Raw genomic sequence first — 23,456 nt, 5'->3', positions numbered from 1 at the left:
CGCGGACGCGGTCACCTCGCGATAGACGTCGAGCACGGCCGCCGCCCGGTCGACCGGCCACAACACGCGCCCGCCGTAAAGCGAGGGCGCCGGGTGCAGGTCGAACTCGAGCGCGGTCACGATGGCGTAGTCACCCCCGCCCCCGCGCAGTGCCCAGAACAGCTCCTGATCGGACTCGGCCGTGACCCGGGCGAACGCGCCCTCGGCATCGACGACCTCGAACGCGCGCACGCTGTCGGCGGCCAGCCCGAACTTGCGGCTGAACCAGCTCAGCCCGCCACCGAGCGTGAAGCCCACGACGCCGACGACGGGCGAGCTGCCGGCCAGGCCGGTCAGACCGTGCGGGCTCGCGGCCGCGAGCACCTCGCCCCACTTCACGCCGGCGCCGACCCGGGCCGTGCGGGCGGCCGCGTCGATCTCGACGCCGCCGAGTTGGTTGGTGCGCAACAGGATCGCGCCGATCGCACTGCCGCTCGCGCCGTGCCCGGTGGCCTGCGGCGCTATCGGGACCCCGGCCGTGCGCGCATAACGCACCAGCGCGGCCACATCGTCGCGATCGGCCGCCTCCACGACCGCGAGCACGCCGCGCTGGTCAACCGCGAGATTCCAGGGCTGGCTGGCCTCGGCGAACTCCGCGTCTCCCGGAAGTGTCACCCGGCCCCGCACGACTTTCGAAAGCTCGCTCATCGGCCTTACGCTACGCCGCCAGCCACGGGCACACCCACGGAATACGCCGCGACGAAGGTCACACAAAAACCGTTATGGCATAAGGACTACCTTGCCGCGAACGTGCCCGCTTTCGAGCAGCCGATGCGCGGCAGCCGCCTCCTCCAATGGAAACGTCGCGGCCACCTCCACACGCAGCGCACCCTTCTCATAGAGCGCGACAAGCTCGGCCAGTTGGGTCACACTGCCGCGAGTGGACAGCCGTCGTACACCCGGAGCAGGCGACACGAGCGAGCCGAATCGGGCCGGATCCCTTATCACTTCAAAGGAAACATTGATTGCCTCGGGGGTACCGACACAGTCGAGCACCGCGTCGACCGCACCACCATCGGCTACGGCCCGGATCCGTTCGGCCAGCCCGTCGCCATACGCGACGGGGACCGCGCCGAGGTCGCGCAGATAATCGTGGTTGCGCGGGCTTGCCGTGCCGATGACCGTGGCCCCGGCCGCTCGCGCCAGCTGCACCGCGAAGCTGCCAACACCGCCCGCCGCGGCGTGGATCAGAATGGTGTCGCCGGGCTTGACGCCGAGATCGTGGATCGCCGTGGCAGCGGTCTGCCCTGAGGCCGTCAGCGCACCGGCCTCCGCCCACGACATGCGCGCCGGCTTGACCACCACGGAGTCGACATCGGTGAGCGTATGCGTCGCGTGGGCTGTCATGGGCGCCGGACCGAGAACTTCATCACCGGCCTTGAACGAGCCGGCATCGGCCTCGACCACCCCGGCGACCTCCGCCCCGAGCTGCTGCGGGAACTTCGCCTGCACATGCGGGGCCATGACGCCCGAGCGCAGCTTGGCATCGAACGGCTGCAGACCCGCCGCCCGCACGCGCACCAGCACCTTGCCCGGCCCAGGCACCGGAGTATCCATCTCGACCACACGCAGCACGTCCGGCGGACCGTACTCGGTGAAGACCACTGCTCGCACGACCCCATTTAAGCAGCCGTGGCTAGGGAGACTTCGGGAGCAGGACACCTTCCCTTTACCTGGGCTTGCCAGCCTGAGCGGATGGAAATCTCGTTAGACCGGCGTGATGTGCTGCGCGGCGCCGCCGTGGCGGCAGGGATAGCTGCGATCGCCCCGATGGAGGCGCTGGCCGCGCGCACCGCCAGCGCCCAAACCGATGTGAAGAAGCAGTTCAGCCCCGACTACGGGCCGCTGGCCCCGGTGAAGGACCAGACGACGGGCCTTGAGCTCCTGCTGCTCCCCCGCGGATTCGAATATCTGACGTTCGGCTGGACCGGCGACCGCATGGCCGACGGCATCGCCACTCCCGGCGTGCACGACGGCATGGCCGCCTACCGCCGCGGCGACCGCGTGCACCTGGTGCGCAACCACGAGGTGGGCTCGCTGTCGGGCAAGTTCGCCGACCCCGCCTATGATCCGCAGGCCGGAGGCGGTACCACAAATCTCATCTTCAACCCTGACAAGGGGGAGCTTGTCGAGGCGCGGGCCAGCCTGTCGGGCACCATCCGCAACTGCGCGGGCGGGCCGACGCCGTGGGACACCTGGCTGACCTGCGAGGAGACCACGCTTATCAACGCGGGCAACGGCATGCGGCACGGCTATGTGTTTGAGGTGCCCAGCGCCGGTACCGGAAATCCGAATCCCATCAAGGAAATGGGCCGCTTCTCGCACGAGGCGGTCGCCATCGACCCGGCCACCGGTTGGGTGTACGAAACCGAGGACGCGGGATCGGCGGGCTTCTACCGGTTCCGGCCCAACACACCGGGTAACCTGCACGGGGGCGGCGTGCTGGAGATGCTGGTCATCAACGGCCCTCGCTACGACACCCGCAAGGACGGCACCGGCACGACCTACGCCTCGACCAGCTGGGTGACGATCGACGAACCGGACCCGGCGACGGGCGTGCCGTTCACGGAGGGCTTCGCCAAGGGTGGCGCGGTCTTCGCGAGGCTCGAAGGCGCGTGGTATGCCGGAGGCAAGGTGTACATCGTGTCCACCAGCGGCGGACCGGCCGGTCAGGGTCAAATTTTCGAGTACGAGCCGGCGACCGGCGCGTTGAAGGTGCTGTTCGCCTCGCCCAGCCCGGCGGTGCTGAACAACCCGGACAACATCTGTGTGAGCCCGCGCGGCGGCATGGTGCTGTGCGAGGACGGTTCCGGCATCGAGTACATGCACGGTCTCACCACCGATGGCGACATTTTCCCGTTCGCCGCCAACAACGTGGTGATTCCGGACGGTGGCGTGCCGGGCCGTGCGAACATCGCGCCCGGCGACTACCGTGGGTCGGAGTGGTGCGGCGCGACGTTCGAGCCTAAGAACGGCAACTGGTTGTTCGCCAACATTCAGTCGCCCGGCATCACGTTCGCCATCACCGGGCCGTGGAAGCAGGGCTCGCTGTAGCACGTACTGTTGTCCGATTCGTACCTACTGGTGCGAATCGGACAACGAGCGGGGCTGTTAACACGTTCGAAACGGGGTCAAACTAGGCTCCGTTCATGGCGGACGTGTTCGATTCGTACGCGATGGCCGCGGCGTGGGACGAGATGTTCGAGGCGCCGGGCCGACCTCGCACGCCATATCGGGCCCTGTTCGCTGTGCTGCAACCCCTGTCCGGGGCCGATTTGCGGGTGCGGGCCGATCAGCTGGCCCGCGTTTTCACCGATCGCGGCGTGACGTTCGCCTACGCGGGAGAGGAGCGGCCGTTCCCGCTCGACCTGATTCCGCGCATCCTCGACGCCGCCGAGTGGGACCAGATTTCCCGCGGCGTGAAGCAGAGAGTGCTTGCGCTGGAGCGGTTTCTGGCCGACATCTACGGGCCGGGCGAGGTGTTGCGCGAGGGTGTGGTGCCGCGTCATCTCATCACCACGAGCGCCAACTTTCACCGGGAAGCGTGGGGCATCAACCCGGCCAACGGGGTGCGCGTGCACGTCAGCGGGGTGGATCTGGTCCGCGACGAGGCGGGCGAATTCAGGGTCTTGGAGGACAATCTGCGCATCCCGTCAGGGGTGTCGTATGTGATGGAGAATCGTCGCGCCATGACGCAGACGCTGCCCGGCATTTTCGCCGAGGCGCGTGTGCTGCCGGTCGACGACTATCCCGCTCGATTGCTGGCCGCGTTGCGCTCGGCAGCGCCGGAGGGTGTGGCCGATCCGTGCGTGGTCGTGCTGACGCCGGGAGTCTATAACGCGGCCTATTTCGAGCACGCGCTGCTGGCCCGGTTGATGGGCGTGGAACTGGTCGAGGGCAGAGACCTGGTCTGTTCCGGAAACCGGGTCAGCATGCGCACTACGCAAGGCGAGCGCCCGGTGCACGTCATCTATCGCCGGATCGACGACGATTTCCTTGACCCGCTTCACTTCCGGCCCGATTCGGCGATCGGCTGCCCGGGGGTGGTCAACGCGGCCCGCGCCGGACATGTGACTCTGGCCAACGCGATTGGCAACGGCGTCGCCGACGACAAGCTGCTCTACACCTATGTGCCGGACCTCATCCGGTACTATTTGAACGAGGATCCCATCTTTTCCAATGTGGACAGCTATCGGCTGGACGATCCCGATGTCCTTGCGCACGTCCTGAATCACCTGGACGAGCTGGTGCTCAAGCCGGTCGACGGGGCAGGCGGCAAGGGCATCGTCATCGGGCCGAAGGCGACCGCCGAGGAGCTGGCGCAGCTGCGTTCCACGGTGGCGGCCGATCCGCGCCAATGGATGGCGCAGCGGCCGGTGGCGCTGTCCACCTCCCCCACCCTCATCGGCGACCAGCTCGCGCCGCGCCACATCGATCTGCGCCCGTTCGCGGTCAACGACGGCAGCGACGTCTGGGTGCTGCCAGGCGGGTTGACCAGGGTCGCGCTGCCGCAGGGCGCGCTCGTCGTCAATTCGAGCCAGGGCGGCGGCTCGAAGGATACGTGGGTGATTGCCGCGGAGGAGGTCGAGGTTTCCGTGCCGACGCAGGCGTTACCACCGGCCGAGCCACCGCCGGTGTCCACACGCGACAGTGGACCGGTCAGCGCGCAGATGGCGGGCCAGCAATGAGATCGGGGATGCTGAGCCGGATCGCCGAGTCCTTGTTCTGGATTGGACGGTACGTAGAGCGAGCCGACGATACCGCGCGCATCCTCGACGCCTTTCTGGCGCGCATGCTTGAGGATCCGTGGGCGGATGAAAACGCCGCGTGCCGTTCGATGCTGGCGATCCTCGGGTTCGCGCCGCACACGGATGGGCGGCTGACGACCGGCGATGCGTTGGAGATACTCGCCTTCGACCGGCACAATGCGAGTTCCATCACGGGCGCGCTCGCGTCGGCGCGCGAAAATGCCCGTGGCGCAAGGGAAACCATTTCCAGCGAGATGTGGGAGTGCCTCAACGTGACATGGCACTCGCTGGCGGCGCGCCGCAAGGCGGCCGAACGCCTTGGGCCGCACCTGTTTTTGGGCTTCGTGCGGGAGCGGGCTGCGGTGCTGGCGGGCCTGGCCGAGTCCACGATGAGCCGCGACGACACCTGGCGATTCCTGGTGCTGGGGCGCAGCCTTGAGCGGGTCGACATGACCGCGCGTCAGCTTTCCATTCAGGCGGGGACGCCGCAGTGGCGCACCGTCTTGAAGGCCTGCGGCGCTGACGAGTCGTTCCTGCGCACGCACGGTGGAGAGGTCAAGCCGCAGCGCGTGGTCGAATTCCTGTTGCTGGACCGGCTGTTCCCGCGTTCCGCGCTGCACGCGCTCACCACGGCGGAGGATTGCCTACGGGCGTTGACGCCTGGCGTGGAGCGGGCGGGCGTCACCGATCCGGCGCGCCGGCCCATCGGGCAGGCCCGCACGAGGCTCGAATACGCCGACATGTCAACGCTTCTGGACGACCTGCCCGAGCATCTGGCGGCACTGCAGCGGGCGTGCGCGGCGGCGAGCGCCGCGGTGACGGCCCGGTTCTTCGTGCAGGCGGCCGCGGTGGCGTGGGCGCTTGAGGACGCGTGATTTTGACATGAGTTGGCGACTGCGAATCCGGCACGTCACGGGTTTCACCTACGACGGCATGGCGCACACTTCATACAACGAGGCGCGCATGACGCCACAGTCGATGCCGGGGCAGGTGACGTTGCACAGCTTTGTGGATGTGTTCCCGGCGGCGACGACGTGGCGCTACACGGATTACTGGGGCACCCAGGTCACGGTGTTCGACCTGCAGCGCGGGCACGACCAGCTGCGGGTCACAGCGACCTCGCTGGTGGAGACCGGGCTCGTGACATACGGCGAGCTGCCCGAATGCGACTGGGACGCCTTGCGCACCAAGCGGGACGAGTTTTCGGAGCTGGTGGCGCCCACGCCGTTGACGGCCGTCAGCAGCGACATCGTGGGCGAGGCGGCGCACGTGGTGGCCGGCAAGAGCCCCGCTGCGGCGGCGGTCGCGCTTGCCGACTGGGTGCGGGAGCACGTTGCCTATGTGCCCGGGTCGACGGGTGTGCGGACCAACGCGCAGGAGGCGTGGGCGCTGCGCAAGGGCGTGTGCCAGGACATCGCCCATCTCACCGTGGGGCTGCTGCGCGCGGTGGGCATTCCGGCGCGGTACATCTCGGGATATCTCTATCCGCTCGCGGATGGGGTGGTCGGCGAGGTGTGCGAGGGGCAGTCGCATGCCTGGGTGCAGTGGTGGGTTGGCGACTGGGTGGGCTACGACCCGACCAACGGCTGCCCGGCCGACCATCGGCACGTCCAGGTGGCGCGCGGGCGCGACTACGCCGATGTGACGCCGCTCAAGGGTGTCTACAATGGAGCGCTCAGCTCGCATCTCGGCGTGACCGTCGAAATCACCCGTCTCGCCTGAGAGTCGCGCTGAGAGAGTGTTACGTCAATCATTGACTCGTGATGGGCTCGCGGGAGCCGGCATCCCGACCATGGGGCCAGATCATCAGGGACGCATGCAATCATCTGCCCTGGGGTCGAAGCCGTCAGGTGACGCAGCCTAAACCCGCCCGCCCTTCAGATCGGTGTCAGTTCGACGGCAGCCGGGCCTCGGCCGCGTCACCGGCGTGACCTCAGCCGCTACACGGGCTGGTATGGCATGACGGCCGGTTCGCTGGGTGGGGTCGTGAGTCTGCCTCCCGGCCAGAACGGTCCCTGCATGAGCATGGCGCGGACGCGGGCCTCCAGCTGCGACAACTCGTGTTCCCGCTCCGCCGGGCCGGTCTGACGCACCGTGCCATTGGCATGGTAATGCCTCACTCTCGTATTTGGCCCGTTGGCCACCATGGCGGCGGTTGCCTGCGGAAGACCCAGCCGCAACGCGTCACACCCGCCCTCGCGGGCCAGAAACACCAAGGCGTCGACGACCTCTTCCCAGTCGCCGACCATCGGCCACAGCGCGCCACCGGCCAGCTCATATGTCAGTGTCGAGACTGGCACAATCATCCCCGGCCGGCGACCCGGAAACTCGGTCAGGCAGCGGTAGATCCGCCCGCCATCGGGCTGCGGAACAAGCGGGTGCAGCAGCGTGCGGCAATGCACGACCGTCGCGTCGAACGGCACGGGGTGCTCAGGGTCTTGATATGGCTCATGCAGAGCCAGAAAATACAGATCGTCGACCAGATGCGATCTCGGGTCGCCTGGGCAGTTAGGGTCCGGCTACAGCCCTGTCCAGTCGAAGGCGTTACGCCAGGTGGGGTCGCCGGCGGCCTGGGCAGTTAAGGCCCGGCTACAGCCCCTTCCAATCGAAGCCGTCGCGCCAGGTGGGGTCGCCGGCGGCCTGGGCGGTGAAAGCATGGATCAACCGGTCGGTGTCGGAAACCCGGGTCTGCCAATGCTTCTCGGCCGACCCCTCGCGGATCTCCAGCAGGTAGCCCGCCTCGGTGAGCGCCGCCTGCACGTAGTGGTCGTCGCCGTCCTCCAGCGCCACGAACCAATTGTCCGGCGCGAGCCCGCGCACGGCCCGCTCCAGGTGGCCGGGCGCCGGGTCGTCGATGGAGTGGCCGACGCAAAAGCACAGCTCCCACGCTCCCGGCCGGCGCAGCAGCGGCGGGTTGAGCACCGCCTGCCACCGCGGGTCGTAGCACACCAGCCGGTGCTTGCTGGCCGCATAACGCACCCGCGCCACCGCGCTGTCCTTGACCGACAGGCGCACGTGCGACCACCCGTCACCGCCCACGATGAAGTCGCCGACCTCCGCGCAGAAATCCCTGACATACGGATGCGGCTCGAAGGACGTCTTGGCCGCGGCCTCCTCGTGCGTGATGCGGGAGGCCTCGTGCCACACGGTCAACTCCACCAGGGCAGCATAGCCACCCAGGCCCGCCTCGGCCCGCCGGACAGTCGCGTTGGGCCTGCCGCATCCTCACCTACACCGGGGCATCCTCACCTATGCCTGCCGCATCGCCTCCTGCAGGCTCGCCGGGCGCAGGTCGGTCCAGTGGCTCTCCACATAGGACAGGCAGGCGTCCCGCGTGTCCTCGCCGAACACCGCCGTCCACCCGGCCGGCACCTGGGCGAACGACGGCCACAGCGAGTGCTGCCCCTCGTGGTTGACGAGCACCAGGAAGTGGCCCTCGGGGTTGTCGAACGGATTGGTGGACATCAGCTATTTCCTCCAAACGACATCAGCGGTCTGCTTCAAAGATGGTCGAGATGGCGCGCTCGGGATCGGCGGTGGCGGCACGCAGCACGCGCTCCAGCCCGGCCGCGAGCCCGCACGCGGTCGAATCGTCGAACAGGTCGGTGGCATACACCAAGTGCCACTCCACGGGCCCGTCATCACGGGGCTCGTAGAAGCTCACGGTCAGGTCGGCCCAGGCGCTGCGCACCGGGACCGCCTCGAAGTCGCCGCCCAGCCGGGCCTGCTCGTGGTGGATGAGCATCACCTGCGGCCGCGCGGCCTCATCGAACGGCACAGCCGCGTGCTCGAACGCCGACAGGTCGGTCTCGCGCACCCGCGCCAGCAACTCGGCGAAGGTCGGGTCGCCGCCCGCGTCCGTGCGCAGCACAATCGGGTGGAAGAAGCACCCGACCAGGTCGGCCAGCGCCTCGTGGGTGCGCCCGGCGACCATCGTGCCGATCGGCAGGTCGCCCCCGGCGCCGTGCCCGGCCAGCAGGGTGGCCAGCGCCGCCTGGAAGACCATGAACATGCTGGCCCCGCTGCTTCGCGCGAGCTCGTCGATGGCCCGATGCAGGTCGGCGTCGAGCACGCCCTCCACATAGGAGCCGCCCCGCACACCGCTTCCGGCCGCGGCCGGGTGTGGCCGGTCGGTCGGCAGCTTCAGCTCACGCGGCATGCCGGCCAGCGTGCGGCGCCAGTAGTCCGCGTCACCGCTCAACTGGTTTGCCCACACCGCGTAATCGGCGTAATCCACCGGCAGCTGCGCCCAGTCAGGCGTGCGCCCGGCCACCCGCGCCGCATAGGCGGTCGTCAGGTCGCGCCAAAGCGGCACCACCGACCACTCGTCGACCGCCAGGTAGTGCGCGGTCAGCAGGAGCACCCGACCATTCACAAGCCTCGCCCGCCACGGCGGCCGCGCCGCCCCCGACAGGGCCACCGGCCCGTGCGCCAGCTCCGCCACATCCACGTCGCCCGCGACCCGCTCCAACCCAGCGAACTCGGCCGGAACCTGCCACAGCCGCCCGTCACGCTCCACAAACGACGTCCGCAACGGCTCGTGCCGCCGCGCCACATCCCACAGCGCCGCCTCCAGCGCCGCCTCATCGAACGAGCCCCGCCACACGAACGCGTGCTGGAACGCCGGATTTTCCAAGTATGCCAACCACTGCGGTCGCTGCGCCGGTGCCGCGGGCACCTCACCTCCCGCGCCGCGCACGCCCTTGCGCAAGGGCACGCGCTCGGCCCGGTCGACAGTGGTCAGCCGCTGGGTGAGCCCCGCAACGGTCGGGGCGTCGAACACGTCGCGAATGGACAGCTCCGCGCCGAACACCGACGCGATGCGCCCGAGCAACCGCATCGCCGCCATCGAGTGCCCGCCCAGCGCGAAGAAATTATCGTGCACCCCGACCTCGGGCAGCCCGAGGATCTCGGCGAACCCGGCGGCCATCGCCTCCTCCTGCGGCGTGGCCGGACGTTGCGTGCCCGCCAGCGCCGACCAGTCGAGCCGGGGCAGCGCCTTGCGATCGACCTTGCCGTTGGGCGTCACCGGCAGCGGCCCCTCCAGCGGCAGCACCATCGCCGGCACCATGTGGTCGGGCAGCGACCGCGCCACGTGAGCCCGCGCCGCACCCGGGTCGAACGAGCCCACCGCGTAGGCCACCAGGCGCGTGATGTCGCCATCGCGGTCGGCCACGACCACCGCCTGGCGCACACCGGGATGGGTCACGAGCGCGGATTCGATCTCGCCGAGCTCGACTCGGTGTCCCCTGATCTTTATCTGATTGTCCGTCCGCCCCAGGAAGTCGAGGTTGCCGTCGGCGCGCCACCGCGCCCGATCGCCGGTGCGATACATCCGCGAGCCCGGCGGGCCGAACGGGTCGGCGACGAACCGCTCCGCGGTGAGCCCATGCCGCCCGAGATAGCCCAGCGCGAGCCCGCGCCCCGCGACATAGAGCTCGCCTGCCACCCCGGGCGGGACCGGCCGCAGCCGCTCGTCGAGCACATAGCACACCGTGTTGGGGTCGGGCCGTCCAATCGGGACGGCGCCGTGATGGCCCGGCAGGGCCCGCCACAGCGTGGAGTTGACGGTCGCCTCGGTGAGCCCATAGGCCGCCATCAGGTTGAGTTTGCCGGCCCAGCGCTCGATCACCGCGGGCGGCACGACCTCCGTCCCGACCAGAATCGTGGACCCGGCCGGCAGCTCGCACTCTGGCGGCAGCGCGGCCACCAGCGACGGCGGCAGGATCATGTGTGTGATGCGTTGCTGGGCGAGGAAATCGGTGAGCGCACGCCCCGGCACACGCACCTGCGGCGGCGCGAACACCAGGCACCCACCCACGCACAGCGCCATCACGAGCTCGAAAACCGCCACATCGAACCCGACCGACGCGAACTGCAGCACCCGGCTCGACGCCGTCACGCCCATCCGGTCGATCGCGGTCGCGGCGAGGCTCGCGATGCCCTCGTGCGGCACGACAACGCCCTTGGGCCGTCCGGTGGAGCCGGACGTGTAAATCACATAGGCCGGCGCGTCAAGCGGCACGTCGATCTCGACCGGCTCATCGCCGAACCCCGAAACCCCGTCAAGCGACGTCACCACCAGCGACGCCCACGAATCGCTCACCATGTATTCGATTCTGTCCGACGGGTACGACAAATCCAGTGGCATGTATGCCGCACCGAGCTTGAGCACGCCCAACACCGCCGCGACCATCTCCGCGGACCGTTCGAGCGCGATCCCCACCACCGAGCCGGCCCCGATGCCCTGTGCCGCAAGCCATCTGGCCACCCGGTTGGACAGCAGATCCAGCTCCCGATAGCTCATGGAGCCCACCGCCGGCGCCGAGGGCCGCACGGCGACCTGCCTCGCGAACAAGACCGGCAACGACACCTCCTCCACAGGACGACAGGTGTCCTCGACCTGCCCTTCGCCCTCCAGCAACACGTCGATGTCGCGTACGCGAACGCTAGGATCCTCCACAACCGCCGACATGACGCGCCGCAACCGCTCCCCCAACGCTCGAACCGTCACCGCGTCAAAGAGATCCATCGAGTACTCGATGCGGCATCCCGAATCGTGATAGCTGAACACCAAGTCGAACTTCGCCGTCGTCGACTCCCACGGCAGAAACTCGGCTTCCACTCCCGACAGTCCGAATGCGCCATCGGTTGACGGATGATAGCCGACCATAACCTGGAACAACGGATTGCGCGCCAGCGAACGCGGTGGGTTCAACCGCTCCACCACCGCCTCGAACGGCACGTCCGCATGCGAAAAGGCCGCCAGGTCAACATCCTTCACTCGTCGCAGCAGGTCGACAAACGACGGATCGCCCGAAACATCCGTCCGCAATACCAAAGTGTTGACGAAGAAGCCCACCAAGTCGTCCAGCGCCTCGTCCGTGCGGCCCGCGATCGGTGCGCCGATCGGCAGGTCGTCGCCCGCGCCGAGCCGGTTCAGCAGTGCCGCCGTCACCGCGTGCACGAGCATGAACGGACTCGCCTCCGTGCTGCGCGCCAATTCCGGCAACCACTCCCGCGGGAACTCGACATCCACGGACGCGCCACGGAATGTCGGCCGGGCCGGACGTGGCCGATCCGTCGGCAGCACAAGCTCCTCGGGCGCTGCGTCGAGCACGCGCTCCCAATAGGACAGTTGCGCCTCGCCCACGCTGTCGAGCAAACGCTCGTGCCACAGCGCGTAGTCCGCATATTGCACGCGCAACGGCTTCCAGTCGGGCACTGTCCCTTGCAGCCGAGCGGCATAGGCAACCGAGAGGTCCCGCAGGAACGGCCGATCCGACCACTCGTCGGTCGTGATGTGGTGCAGCAGCAGCGTCAGCACGTCACCATCGAGCCACGCGCGAATCGGCGGCTCGGCCGCGAGGTCGAACGGCCGGTCCACATTGGCCGGACCGAACTCGAAGGGAACGGACACCTCTTCCAAAACCCTTTGATATGGTACGCCGTCGCGGACCACGAACACGGTGCGAAGCGCCTCGTGCCGGGCCACAACATCGTCCAACGCCGCGCGCAATGCCGGCACGTCCAACGGCCCGCGCAGCCGCATCACCAACGGGAAGTTGTAAGCGGCGGACGCCTCCTCCATCTGCTGGATGACCCACAGCCGCCGCTGCGCCGCCGACAGCGGGATCTGGGCCGGCCGTGGGCCCGGCACAAGCGCGGGCCGAGCCGGGTCGCCCGCCATGGCCCGCGCCGCAAGCAAAGCGGCGGTCGGCGCCTCGAACAGATCGCGGATCGCCAAGTCCACGCCGAGCCTCGCACGGGCCCGGCTGATGAGCCGGGTCGCCAGGAGCGAGTGCCCACCCAGCTCGAAGAAGTTGTCGTCCGGCCCAACGATTTCGAGCCCCAACAGGCCCGCGAACAGCTCACACAGGATCTTCTCCTGCTCGGTGGCGGGCTCGCGCCGCTGCGCCACCGCGATGGCCGGCGCGGGAAGCGCCCGCACGTCGAGCTTGCCGTTGACGGTCAGCGGCAGGCGCTCCACGCACATCACGGCCGCCGGAACCATGTATTCGGGTAGCCGGTCCTTCACATAGTCACGTAGCACCAGCGGATCCGCGTCGGACACGGCGTAGCCGACGAGCCGTCCAGATGAGGCGATGACCGCCGCCTGCGCGACCGCGGGATGCGTCTCCAGACACGACGCGATTTCCGCGGGCTCGACCCGGTACCCCCTGATCTTGATTTGATCGTCGGTTCTGCCGAGGAAGTCGAGGTGTCCGTCCGGCCGCAGCACGACGAGGTCGCCGGTGCGATACATCCGCTCTCCGGGCGCGCCGAACGGGTTGGCCACGAAGCGTTCGGCGGTCAGGCCGGGCCGGCGGTGATAGCCGCGCGCCAGCCCGACCCCGCAGATGTAGAGCTCGCCGGGCGAGCCGACCGGGACCGGCCGCAGGTGCGCGTCGAGAATGTAGGCGCGCGTGTTGAAGATGGGCTTGCCGACCGTCGGGGTTGCGCTGTCCACTGTCGACGCGCCGAGCGTGTTGATGGTGTATTCCGTCGGCCCGTAGAGGTTGTAGCCTACGGTCGTCTCGCGCAGCCGCGACCACACCGCGTCCGAAACCGCCTCGCCGCCAAGCAAAACCAGCTCCGGCACGTGCCCGTCCAGCAACCCTTCCTCAAACAGCAGGTGAGCATAGGTCGGCGTCACATTGATGACGTCAATCCGGTTGGCGTGGCAGTACTTCACCAGTGCCGTCGCGTCACGGCGCAGCTCCTCGTCGCAGATGTGCACCTCGTGCCCCTCGACCAGCCAGAGCAGCTCCTCCCACGACATGTCGAACGCGAAAGACACGGTGTGCGCGATGCGCAGCCGCCGGCCACTGAACGGGGCGAAGATCGCCTCACGATGGTTGAGCAGCATGTTCGTCAGCCCGCGATACGGCGTCACCACACCCTTGGGCCGCCCGGTCGACCCTGACGTGTAAATCACGTATGCCGGATGGTCCAGCGAGAATCGCGGAAACTCGCCCGCGAACTCCTCGAAGAGTTCGAGGTCCGGCGTGAGCACGCACACCGGCGACACGTCGTCGAGCATCATTTGCCGCCGCTGCGCCGGGTGGTCCAGTTCGAGCGGCAGATAGGCGGCACCGGTGCGCAGCACCGCGAACAGCGCCACGACCATCTCGATGGAGCGCGGCAACGCCAGCGCCACCACCCGCTCCGGCCCGGCGCCCCGTGCCATGAGCCGCCGGGCCAGACGGTTGACGCGCTCGTCCAGCTCGGCGAAGGTCACCCGCTCGTCCCCGAAGACGAGCGCCGTATCGTGCGGGGTGCGGATCGCTTGTGCAGCAAGCAGTTCCGCGACCGTTTCGACAGGGATGGGGACGTCGTGCGCCTCGACTTCAGGCGCGGATGTCAGCGAGTCGAGCGTGCCCACCTTGGCCCGCGGATCGAGTCGCTCCAGCACGGTCACGAACCGCGCAAGCAGCTCGACCGCCTGCGCGGGAGGCACGACATCAGCCCGATAGTCGAGCGCCACACGGATTTGCGTCGCGGGCGTGACTATCAGCGTCAGCGGATAGTGCGTGGCATCGACGCTCGTAACCGACACGATCCCATGCTCGCGCATGAACTGCTCGAACGAGTCGACGTCGGCGAAGTTCTGCAACACATAGAGTGTGTCGAACAGGCGGGCATGGCCGGACTCGCGCTGGATCGTCGACAGCCCGAGATAGTCGTGGTCCATGAGCGTCATGCGCTCAGTCTGCAAGCGCCGCAGCATCTCCAGGACCGTCTCATATGGATTGGCGGCGACCCGGATCGGCACCGTGTTGAGGAACATCCCGATGGCAGAGTCCACATTGGGCACCTCTGCGGGCCGCCCTGCCACGGTGCTCCCAAACACCACGTCCTGCCGCCCGACCATACCGGCGAGCACGATCCCCCACGCCGCGTTGAGCATGGTGTTGAGCGTGAGCCCATAGTCGCGCCCCATCGCCCGGAGCCGGTCGCCCAGTTCGGCCGAAAGCTCGACATGAGCGCGCTGCGGGATCGCGGGCACCAGTCCGGGCGGCCCGACCAGCGTCGGCTCGGCCAGCCCGGCGAGCGCGTCCCGCCACGCGCCCACCGAGGCGGCCTGGTCCTGGCGGTCAAGCCAGTCCAGATAGTCGCGGTACCGGCCGGGAGTCCCCGGCAACGGCCGGCCCGCATAAAGCGAGAGCAGCTCTTCGAGCAGCACACCCTGCGACCACCCGTCCCACAGGATCAGATGGTGGCTCAGCATCAGCCGGTCGCGCCCTTCCGACCGGATCACCGTCAACCGGCACAACGGAGCCTTCGCCAGGTCGAACCTGCGCACGCGATCGGCCGCCATCACCTCCTCAAGGGGTGCGTCGGTCACTACGATCGGCATCCGCACACTGGGCGCGATGACCTGTGCCGGTTCACTCGTGAACGCCGCCCGCAGGCTGGCGTGCCTGGCCAGCAGGGCATCACCGGCCGCCTGGAGGCGTGCGAGGTCGAGCGGGGCATCGAACTCGAACGTGTCTTGCGCTGTATAGACGTCTATCCCGCCGTCGTCGTACGCCGAGTGGAAGTAGATCCCCTCCTGCAGGGGCGACAGCGGCCAGATCTCCCGGTTGTCGCCCAACGCCTCGGCCCACAGGCGCACCAGCTGGTCGATGTCTGCCTCGGACAGTGGGGCTCGCCAACGCCATACCGCGGAAAGCTCCGATCCGACCATTGCCGCATCGATCGTCAGCACGTGCGGCATGCCGAGGTCGGGCTCTGGCTCCAGCTCGACGGCTTCCAGCGACGCGAACCGTCCGAGGTAGTTGAATTGCACCTGCGCCTTTGCCGCACCGGACAGCAGGGGCGCGGTCTGCGGGTTGAGGTAGCGCAGCAACCCGTAGCCGATCCCGTTGTCGGGCGACGGTCTCGGTGCCTCACCGGTCAGCCGCAGCGGGTGAATGCTCGTCAGCCAGCCCACCGTGCGCGAGAGGTCCAAATTGGACTCGCGCCCGTGCCGCTCCAGGTCCACCAGCAGGTCCCCCGGCCCGCGCCAGCGGGTCACCGCCGTGTGCAGCGCGGCGAGCAGGGTTTCGGTCGGCGTGGATCCGAGTTCGGCGGGCACGCTCACCACCCGCCGGCTCGCCTCGCCGAACGTGCCCTTGGCGCTACCGCCCTCCACCAGGTCAGCGCCGGGTGCCAGCGTTTCCAGCCACATCGGCAGCTCGGCCAGCCGCCCCGCCGACTGGGCCTGCTCGTGCAACGATCGCGCGAACGCCCGCAACGATGTCGGCACCGGCTCCAGTGGCGCACCGGCGAACGCGGCCGCGATGTCGTCGGCGAGAATCCGCAGCGACACGCCGTCCACCACCAGATGGTGCGCCACGATCAGCAACCGCCCGGCCTCGGCCGGACCCGAATCGAACCACACCGCCTGCAGCATCACCCCCGCATCGGGGTCGAGCCGCCCGGCCGCCGCATCCGCCTCGGCCTGTATCTCAGCACGCGGGTCGACGTGCTTCACGTCAACCGTGGCCGCGGGCCGGACCTCCATCGACCAGAGCACGCCCGCGACCCGGGTCAGCTTCTGCCGCAGGCCATCGTGCCGGTCGACGACGGCCCGCAGCACGGACTCGACCGCCGGCAGATCGGCCCCGGCCGGTGTCGGCACGACCATCGAGAGGTTGAACCGCCCGATCGAGCCGCCCTCCTCACGGAGCTGATGCACGATCGGCAACAACGGCACATCGCCGACACCGTCCGGATCGGACGCGCCGCTCGACCCGGCGCCGGCGTCCTTTGCGGAGCCTTGCCGCAACCCTTCGCCGGTAGCCGCCGCCGCGTCCGTGCCACCCGAGGCCGGATCCGCCGTTGCGGCCAATGCGGCAGGCGTCCTGTGCTCGAACACCTCGCGCGGGCTGATGCTCAGGCCTGCCGCCCGCGCTCGGCTCGACACCGCCATCGAAAGGATGCTGTCGCCACCCAGGGCGAAGAAGTCCTCGTGCGGGCCAACGCTTTCCAGTCCCAACACCGCCGCGAAGATGCCGCAGAGCGTCGCCTGCAGGCCATCGGCAGCCGGATTGTCCACCCGCGACACTCCCGCGTCGGGCAGTGCGGCCCGGTCCAGTTTGCCGCCCGGCGTGCGCGGAAGCGACTCCAGCATCACGAAGTCCTGCGGCACCATAGCCTCAGGCAGCACTCGGCTCACATCGGGCCGCGTGCCCACCACATATGCCACGAGCCGATTGCCGCGCACCGCGGCTGCGGCCTCCACCACGCCCGGCTGTGCCGCCAGCACGGCTTCGATTTCGCCGAGCTCGATCCGGTTCCCGCGCAGCTTGACCTGAAGGTCGGCGCGCCCCCGATAGACCAGCGCGCCGTCCTCCTCCCGCCGCTCGACGAGGTCGCCCGTGCGGTACATCCGGTCACCGGGCGCCCCGAACGGGTCGGCGACAAAGCGTTCGGCGGTCATGCCCGGCCGGCCGTGGTAGCCGCGCGCCAGCTGCACGCCCGCGAGGTAGAGCTCGCCCACCGCCGCGGGTTGCAACCGCTCGTCCAGCACATACAGCCGCGTCCCTGCCGCCGGATGTCCAATCGGGACAGTCGCACCGCCGTCGCACTCCCACGACGTCACCTGGATCGCGGTCTCCGTCGGGCCGTACACGTTGACCAGCGGCACACCCGTGCGCGAAAGCCACTCCCGCGCGAGGTCCACCGGCAGCGCCTCGCCCCCGCTGTACGCACGCCTCAGACCGGCCCACCAACCCGACTCCTGCAGCAGCGCCCGATACATCGACGGCACGAAGTCGACGGTCGTCACCCGCTCCCGCCGGATGAGCCCGGTCAGATATCCGGGATCCCGGTGCCCGCCCGCCCGCGCCACCACCACCGTGGCCCCGGCCGTCAGCGGCGCGAAGATCTCCTGCACGTGCGGATCGAAACTCACCGAGTACTGGTGCAGCACGCGGTCGTCTTCGGACAGTGCAAAGTGTCCTATCGCCTGCAGCATTGCCCTATGTGTGACCAGTACGCCCTTGGGCCGCCCGGTGGACCCGGACGTGTAGATGAGATAGGCCCCGTTGTCCGGCCCGAACCCGCCAAGCGGGCCCTCGCCCGCGCAGTCCACCATGTCAGGCGTCACGACCAGACACGCACCCGAGTCGTCGAGCATGTACTTGACCCGTTCCTCGGGCAGGTCCGGGTCGATGGCCAAGTATGTCGCGCCCGTCTTGAGCACCGCGAGCAGCGCCACCACCAGCTCGGCTGAGCGCGGCACAGCCACCGCGACCACTGCTTGCGGCCCGGCTCCGCGCGCCGCCAGGTAGCGCGCCAACCGATCAGAGTGCTTGTCCAACTCCGCGTACGACAGCTGCGTACCCTCAAAAATCACCGCAACCGCATTCGGCCGTTTGGCAGCCTGAGTCCCGAACGCCTCCACGACCGTCCGCTCGACCGGCCCATGGGGGTCGGTCGCGACCTCCTCCAGCAGTCGCACGAACCGCTCCCCCAGCCGCTTCGCGCCCGCACCCTCCACTTTGAACACCATCCGATCTCCTGGAATCACCGTCAGCGCCAACGGATAGTGGGTCGCGTCGCTGATCTCCGACCCCTCTTCCGCAACGGTCGGCTGGTTTTCGAACACCGCGAGAGTGTCGAACAGTTCGGCGCGCCCCACCGCACGCTGAATGTCTGCGAGCCCGAGATGCTGGTGCGGCAGCAGGCGCGTCTGCGCCTCCTGAAACTCCGTGAGCACCTGCGCCCACGATTGCCCGGCCGACCACCGCACCCGTGCCGGCACCGTATTGATGAGCAACCCCACCAGCTGCTCGATCCCGTCGATGGGTGCCTGCCGCCCCGACACGGTCGTCCCGAACACCACGTCGCGCCGCCCCGCCTCGCGCCCGAGCAGCACACCCCACGCACCCAGCACCGTGTTGCCCAGAGTCACGCCGAGCGCCCGCGCCCGCGCCGCCAACCCGGCCGACTCAAACTCGACCACCGCTGTCTCGGGTTCGCCCACCGCAGCAAGGCGAGCCACCGGGTCCACATCTGACAGCGCTTCCCGCCACGCCTCCCGGGCCGCGTCGCGATTCTGCGCGGCGAGCCAAGCGAAATACTCACGCTCAACGCCCGCCGTCGCCACGCCGCCCGTGCCGAAGATCTCGCCCAGCATGACCCCGACCGACCACCCGTCGGCGATGATGTGGTGCACGTGCAGCACCAGCCTGTCGCCCGCCGCGTGTGCCCGCAGCAGCGGCGGCACTGCGAGGTCGAACGGCGCGGTGGACTCGCCCCACGGCAACTCCACGCGCTCAGGGATCACCTGGATGACCCGGCCGTCGTCGCGCAGCTGGAAACCGGCCCGCAGCAACGGATGCCGATCGAGGAGTTTCTGAAGCGCCGTGCGCGCATCAAAGCCCTCGGGCAGCTGGATTTCCTGCCGCACCACGTATGCATCGTCGTCGCCAAATGTCGCGTGGAAGTAGAACCCCTCCTGCAACGGCGTGGCCGGCAGCACATCCCACAGCCGGTCCGTTGGCCCGTCATATTCGACCAGCGAAAACGGCTCCACACCGACCGAGGCGCCTACGGGTGTCGCAACCCGAGCCAACTCGGCAACGGTCCGAAGCCGGAACACCTCTGCTGGCGTGATGCTCAACCCCGCCGCACGCGCAGCCCCCACCAACTGGATGGCGACGATGCTGTCACCGCCGAGCTCGAAGAAACTGTCATGCACACCAACGCTTTCCAGCTGCAGCACGGCCGCGAACAACGCCGCGAGCGTGCGCTCCGTCTCCGTCGTGGGCTGCGCGTCACCGCCAAGCGAGGTCCAATGTGGAGCGGGAAGCGCAGCGGTGTCCAACTTCCCATTGGCGTTCATGGGCAGCGCACCATCCATCACGATGATGACAGACGGCACCATGTATTCGGGCAGCAGCTCCGCCACATGCGCTCGCAACACCTCGGGCTCCACCGTGGCAACGACATATGCCACCAGCCGCGTCACCCCGCGATGGTCTTTCAACGCCATCACCGCGGCCTGCGAGCATCCAGGATGGACCGTCAGCGCCGCTTCGATTTCCGCGGGCTCTATTCGGTACCCTCTGATCTTGATCTGCTTATCAATCCGGCCAAGGAAGTCCAGGTTGCCATCGGGCCGCCACCGCGCCCGATCGCCGGTGCGATACATCCGGCTGCCGGGCGGGCCGAACGGGTCGGCGACGAAGCGCCCGGCGGTCAGCCACGGTCGGCCGAGATAGCCGCGCGCCAGCCCGCGCCCTCCGATGTAGAGCTCGCCCGCCACACCGACGCCGACCGGCCGCAGCGCACTGTCCAAAACGTACGCCCGGGTGTTGGGATCGGGCACGCCGATCGGCGGCGCCGCCTCGCCCGGAACCGCCCGCCACAGCGTCGAATTCACGGTCGCCTCGGTCAGTCCATAAGCGACGTGCAGATTGAGCCGGTCGGCCCAGCGATCGATGACCGCCGCCGGCACGGCCTCCGTGCCGACGAGCATGGTCGAGCCGGCCGGCAGCTCGCAGTCGGGTGGCAGCGACGCCACCAGCGAGGGCGGCAAGATCATGTGTGTGCCGCCATGCTCGGCGATGTAGTCGGTCAGCGCGGCGCCCGCCACGCGTCGCGAAGACGGCACGATGACCACGCGCCCACCGACGCACAGTGCCATGCACACATCGAAAACGAAAACGTCGAAGCCGACCGACGCAAACTGAATGACGCGGCTCGACGCGGACACGCTCATCCGCTCGACCGCCGTGGCGACAAGGCTTCCGATGCCCTCGTGCGTGACAACGACTCCCTTGGGCCGCCCCGTCGAGCCCGACGTGTAAATGACATACGCCGCATCGTCGAGTCCCACCTCGACTTCGAACGGCTCGCCGTATCCCACCGCAGACAGCACGTGCGAGGCTGAAGCATCGCTGAGCATGTAGTCAATGCGTTCCTGCGGCTGGTCCGGATCGATCGGAAGGTACGCCGCACCCGCCTTCATCACGCCCAGCACCGCCACGACCAGGTCCACCGAGCGCGGCATCGACACCGCAACCACGTCGCCGCGCCGCACACCACGCGCGTGCAATGCACCCGCGACGCGGCGCGCCCGGTCCTCAAGCTCCGAATAGGACAGGCTCTGCTTCTCGCACACCACCGCGACCGAGTCCGGTCGCGCGCGCGCCTGTGCCGCAACCGCCGCGGGCCACGAAAGCTCCGTCACGGCCAGCTCGTCCGTGCCCCAAGCCAGCACCCGCTCGCGTTCCACATGCGACACAAGCTCGGCCGACCCGATAGGACCGTCCCAATCGGACTCGAACACCGCTCGCAGGCGACTCGCGTGCCCCTCAACCTCAAGTGAGGTGCACATCGCCGCATCGGCGTCGACGTCCACCAGCGTCGTGCCCCGGTGGACGTTCACCGACACGGCCAGATCGCTGATCGGCCCGACCCACAGGTTACGCAGCCGGACCCCGTGATCGCGGAACACCAACTCACGATCGAAGGCCATAAAGTTGACGGTCGGCCCCACCAACTCGCCCAGTCCGCCCGGCATTCCGCAATCGCGGGCGATCTTTTCTCCCCGGTACCGCCCGTGCGCCTTCACCACCGCGAGGCGTTGCGCCACCGACGCGGCCACGTCGCGCAGTGTCATCGCCGGGTCAACGGGCACGCGCAGCGGTACCACATTGGAAGCCATCCCCGGAATGTGGCTCATCTCTTTCGGGCGCGCCGCCAGGGTAAGGCCCAGCACCACCTCCCGCGCACCGGTCATGCGATGCGTGTAGGCCGCGACGCCCGCGATGGCCAGGCCCGGGTCACGCACGGCGGGCGCCTCAAACGACCGTCGCACCACGCGCGACGACATCGAGCCCGACGGCTTGACCAGGCGCGCAGGTTCGGGCCGTTCGGCCAGCTCACCCTGCCAGAACTCACTGTCACCGGCGCTGTCGTCGAGCACTTTGGACAGTGCCCATTCGACGTCCGGAGCCACGCCATGCGTGTAGAGCTGGGCCACCCGCTGGGCCAGCAACATGCACGAGTACCCGTCGATGACCAGGTGGTGGTATCGCTGGAACCACAGGTACCGATCCGCGCCCACGCGCAGCAGGGCGTGCCCGAACGTCGGGCCGTGCGCGAGGTCGAACGGGCGCTCGCGCTCAGCGGCCATCCAGGCGTCGGGGTCGTCGACCTCGATGACGGGCAACTCCCAGTCGGCGGGGGCCGGCACGGGGGCCTGCATGCCATCGACAAACCGAACGTGCAGGCAGCCGGCCTCACCGACGACCCGCTTCACGGCCGCGCCGAACGCGGCAACATCAACATCCCCGGTCAACTCGATGTATATCGCGATGTTGTAGGCGCGACTGTCGGGCTCGATCTGCTGCGCGAGCCAGATCCCCGACTGCGCCGGTGTCAGCGGCAGCAGCATCATCGCCTCGTCAGCACCGACTGCAGGATCTCGCCCGCCCGGATCGCGGTGTTGGACAGCAGCGACGAGGTGATGCCGTGGGTGTGCTCCGTCCCGCCCTGCAGGTAGATGCCGCAATCGAGCCCGGCTCGGGCCTGCACTCGATAGTCACGGTCCACGCATAGCCGCCCTTGCTCGTCCCGCCGCAGGCTGTCGGCGAACCCGCCGAGCAAATTGGACGGGTCGGCCGGCCGGTATCCGGTGGCGCACACCAGAACATCGGCCTCCAGCACCAGCTTCTCCCCACTGAGCAGCGACTCAACGGTGGCCACGACCCCGTCCGCGTGCTCCGTGGCTTCGATCAGCCGGGACACGTTGTGCAGGTGAAGCCGTTGCACCCCAAGGACCTTCTCGCGGTACGCCCGCCGGTACAACTCGTTGATAAGATCGATATCCACCACCGAGTAGTTCGTATTGGCGTGATATCCATTCATCAGTTGCTTCACGTCCTGCGGCGCCGCGTAGAAGTCGTCAACCGCACTCGGATCGAAGATGCGATTCGCGAATGGACTGTCGTCGGCCGGGCTGTAACCATAGCGAGAGAACACCGCGCGCACCTCGGCGCGCGGGAACCGCTCGTGCAGATAGGCGGTCACCTCAGCGGCACTCTGCCCCGCGCCCACCACGACGAAGCTCCGGCACGAGTCGTCGAGCGCACCAGCACACGTGAGCAGGTCGCCACTATGCCAGATCCGTTCGCCCGCAAGGACTCCCTCCGGCAACGCCGGTCGCAGACCAGTCCCGAAGACGAGATTGCGCGCCAGAAACACCTGCGCCTTCTGCGGGCCCTGCGCGATGACTTCGAAGTGCCCGACGCGGTCGCCGTCCATCACGGGCACGATGTCGATGACCTCCTGCCCGTAGCGCACCAGACGGTCCACCTTGGACGCGGCCCACTCCAGATAGTCGTGGAACTCGATCCGCAGTGGATAGAGGCTCTTGTGGTTGACGAAATCGACCAGCCTGTCCTTGCTGTGCAGGTAGCACAGAAAGCTGTATTCGCTGCTCGGGTTGCGCAGCGTCACGAGATCCTTGACGAACGACACCTGCATCGTCGCATCCTCGATCAGCATGCCCCGATGCCAGCCGAAGCTCGGTTGCCGTTCTAAGAACACCGCGTCCACAGACGACCCTGCCGGATCCGGAAACCCTTGGGACTGTTCGGCTATGGCGATCGCAAGCGCGAGGTTTGCGGGGCCGAAGCCGATGCCGACGATGTCATAGATCACGAACGA

At 68.4% G+C, this 23,456-nt stretch carries 11 protein-coding genes; 4 read left to right on the top strand and 7 right to left on the bottom strand.

What is annotated here, in order from left to right; translation table 11 throughout:
- On the bottom strand, positions 1-687 hold a 687-nt coding region (locus DM816_RS15100; protein ID WP_162907487.1), incomplete at its 3' end, for an FAD-binding oxidoreductase.
- 72 nt (positions 688-759) lie between these two features.
- Positions 760-1,653, bottom strand: a complete 894-nt coding sequence (locus DM816_RS15095; protein WP_117210869.1) for an NADP-dependent oxidoreductase — start codon at positions 1,651-1,653, stop codon at positions 760-762.
- 81 nt (positions 1,654-1,734) lie between these two features.
- Here DM816_RS15095 and DM816_RS15090 point away from each other — a divergent pair, with 81 nt between their 5' ends.
- The 4 genes from DM816_RS15090 to DM816_RS15075 all read left to right on the top strand — a co-directional run bounded on the left by DM816_RS15090 (position 1,735) and on the right by DM816_RS15075 (position 6,509).
- Positions 1,735-3,093, top strand: coding sequence for an alkaline phosphatase PhoX (locus DM816_RS15090; RefSeq protein ID WP_117210868.1), 1,359 nt, complete (start codon positions 1,735-1,737; stop codon positions 3,091-3,093).
- 95 nt (positions 3,094-3,188) lie between these two features.
- The gene (locus tag DM816_RS15085; RefSeq protein WP_117210867.1) at positions 3,189-4,727 is read left to right on the top strand and encodes a circularly permuted type 2 ATP-grasp protein; all 1,539 of its coding nucleotides are present in this window, start codon (positions 3,189-3,191) and stop codon (positions 4,725-4,727) included.
- A gap of 8 nt (positions 4,728-4,735) precedes the next feature.
- The gene (locus DM816_RS15080; protein ID WP_211588700.1) at positions 4,736-5,662 is read left to right on the top strand and encodes an alpha-E domain-containing protein; all 927 of its coding nucleotides are present in this window, start codon (positions 4,736-4,738) and stop codon (positions 5,660-5,662) included.
- A 7-nt stretch (positions 5,663-5,669) separates the two neighbouring features.
- A complete protein-coding gene (locus DM816_RS15075; RefSeq protein WP_117210865.1) occupies positions 5,670-6,509 on the top strand; it encodes a transglutaminase family protein in 840 nt (279 codons plus the stop codon).
- A 218-nt stretch (positions 6,510-6,727) separates the two neighbouring features.
- Here DM816_RS15075 and DM816_RS15070 read toward each other — a convergent pair whose 3' ends face one another.
- The 5 genes from DM816_RS15070 to DM816_RS15050 form a co-directional block, all read right to left on the bottom strand.
- Positions 6,728-7,210 (bottom strand): hypothetical protein, encoded by a 483-nt coding sequence (locus tag DM816_RS15070; RefSeq protein ID WP_211588699.1) that lies wholly within the window; start codon positions 7,208-7,210, stop codon positions 6,728-6,730.
- A 166-nt stretch (positions 7,211-7,376) separates the two neighbouring features.
- Complete coding sequence (locus tag DM816_RS15065; protein WP_117210863.1) at positions 7,377-7,946, bottom strand: hypothetical protein; 570 nt, start codon at positions 7,944-7,946, stop codon at positions 7,377-7,379.
- Positions 7,947-8,036: 90 nt separating this feature from the next.
- On the bottom strand, positions 8,037-8,252 hold the full coding sequence (locus DM816_RS15060; RefSeq protein WP_117210862.1) for an MbtH family protein: 216 nt from the start codon (positions 8,250-8,252) through the stop codon (positions 8,037-8,039).
- Positions 8,253-8,274: 22 nt separating this feature from the next.
- Positions 8,275-22,185: a non-ribosomal peptide synthetase gene (locus DM816_RS15055; RefSeq protein ID WP_117210861.1), complete on the bottom strand. Its 13,911-nt coding sequence runs from the start codon at positions 22,183-22,185 to the stop codon at positions 8,275-8,277.
- The gene (locus tag DM816_RS15050; RefSeq protein WP_117210860.1) at positions 22,182-23,450 is read right to left on the bottom strand and encodes a lysine N(6)-hydroxylase/L-ornithine N(5)-oxygenase family protein; all 1,269 of its coding nucleotides are present in this window, start codon (positions 23,448-23,450) and stop codon (positions 22,182-22,184) included. The genes DM816_RS15055 and DM816_RS15050 overlap by 4 nt, the downstream gene beginning before the upstream one ends.
- Between the last annotated feature and the right edge of the window lie 6 nt (positions 23,451-23,456).

Origin of the sequence: Allorhizocola rhizosphaerae (assembly GCF_003426775.1) — a bacterium.
Lineage (GTDB): Bacteria > Actinomycetota > Actinomycetes > Mycobacteriales > Micromonosporaceae > Allorhizocola > Allorhizocola rhizosphaerae.
Note: the sequence above shows the minus strand (reverse complement) of the source record. Positions and strands in the feature narration are given on the sequence as shown.

What these genes read in the sequence shown, in the direction of transcription:
- DM816_RS15090 (WP_117210868.1), top strand. Translation starts at nt 1,735, where the DNA reads ATGGAAATCTCGTTAGACCGGCGTGATGTGCTGCGCGGCGCCGCCGTG.
- DM816_RS15085 (WP_117210867.1), top strand. Translation starts at nt 3,189, where the DNA reads ATGGCGGACGTGTTCGATTCGTACGCGATGGCCGCGGCGTGGGACGAG.
- DM816_RS15080 (WP_211588700.1), top strand. Translation starts at nt 4,736, where the DNA reads ATGCTGAGCCGGATCGCCGAGTCCTTGTTCTGGATTGGACGGTACGTA.
- DM816_RS15075 (WP_117210865.1), top strand. Translation starts at nt 5,670, where the DNA reads ATGAGTTGGCGACTGCGAATCCGGCACGTCACGGGTTTCACCTACGAC.
- DM816_RS15060 (WP_117210862.1), bottom strand. Translation starts at nt 8,252, where the DNA reads ATGTCCACCAATCCGTTCGACAACCCCGAGGGCCACTTCCTGGTGCTC.
- DM816_RS15055 (WP_117210861.1), bottom strand. Translation starts at nt 22,185, where the DNA reads ATGATGCTGCTGCCGCTGACACCGGCGCAGTCGGGGATCTGGCTCGCG.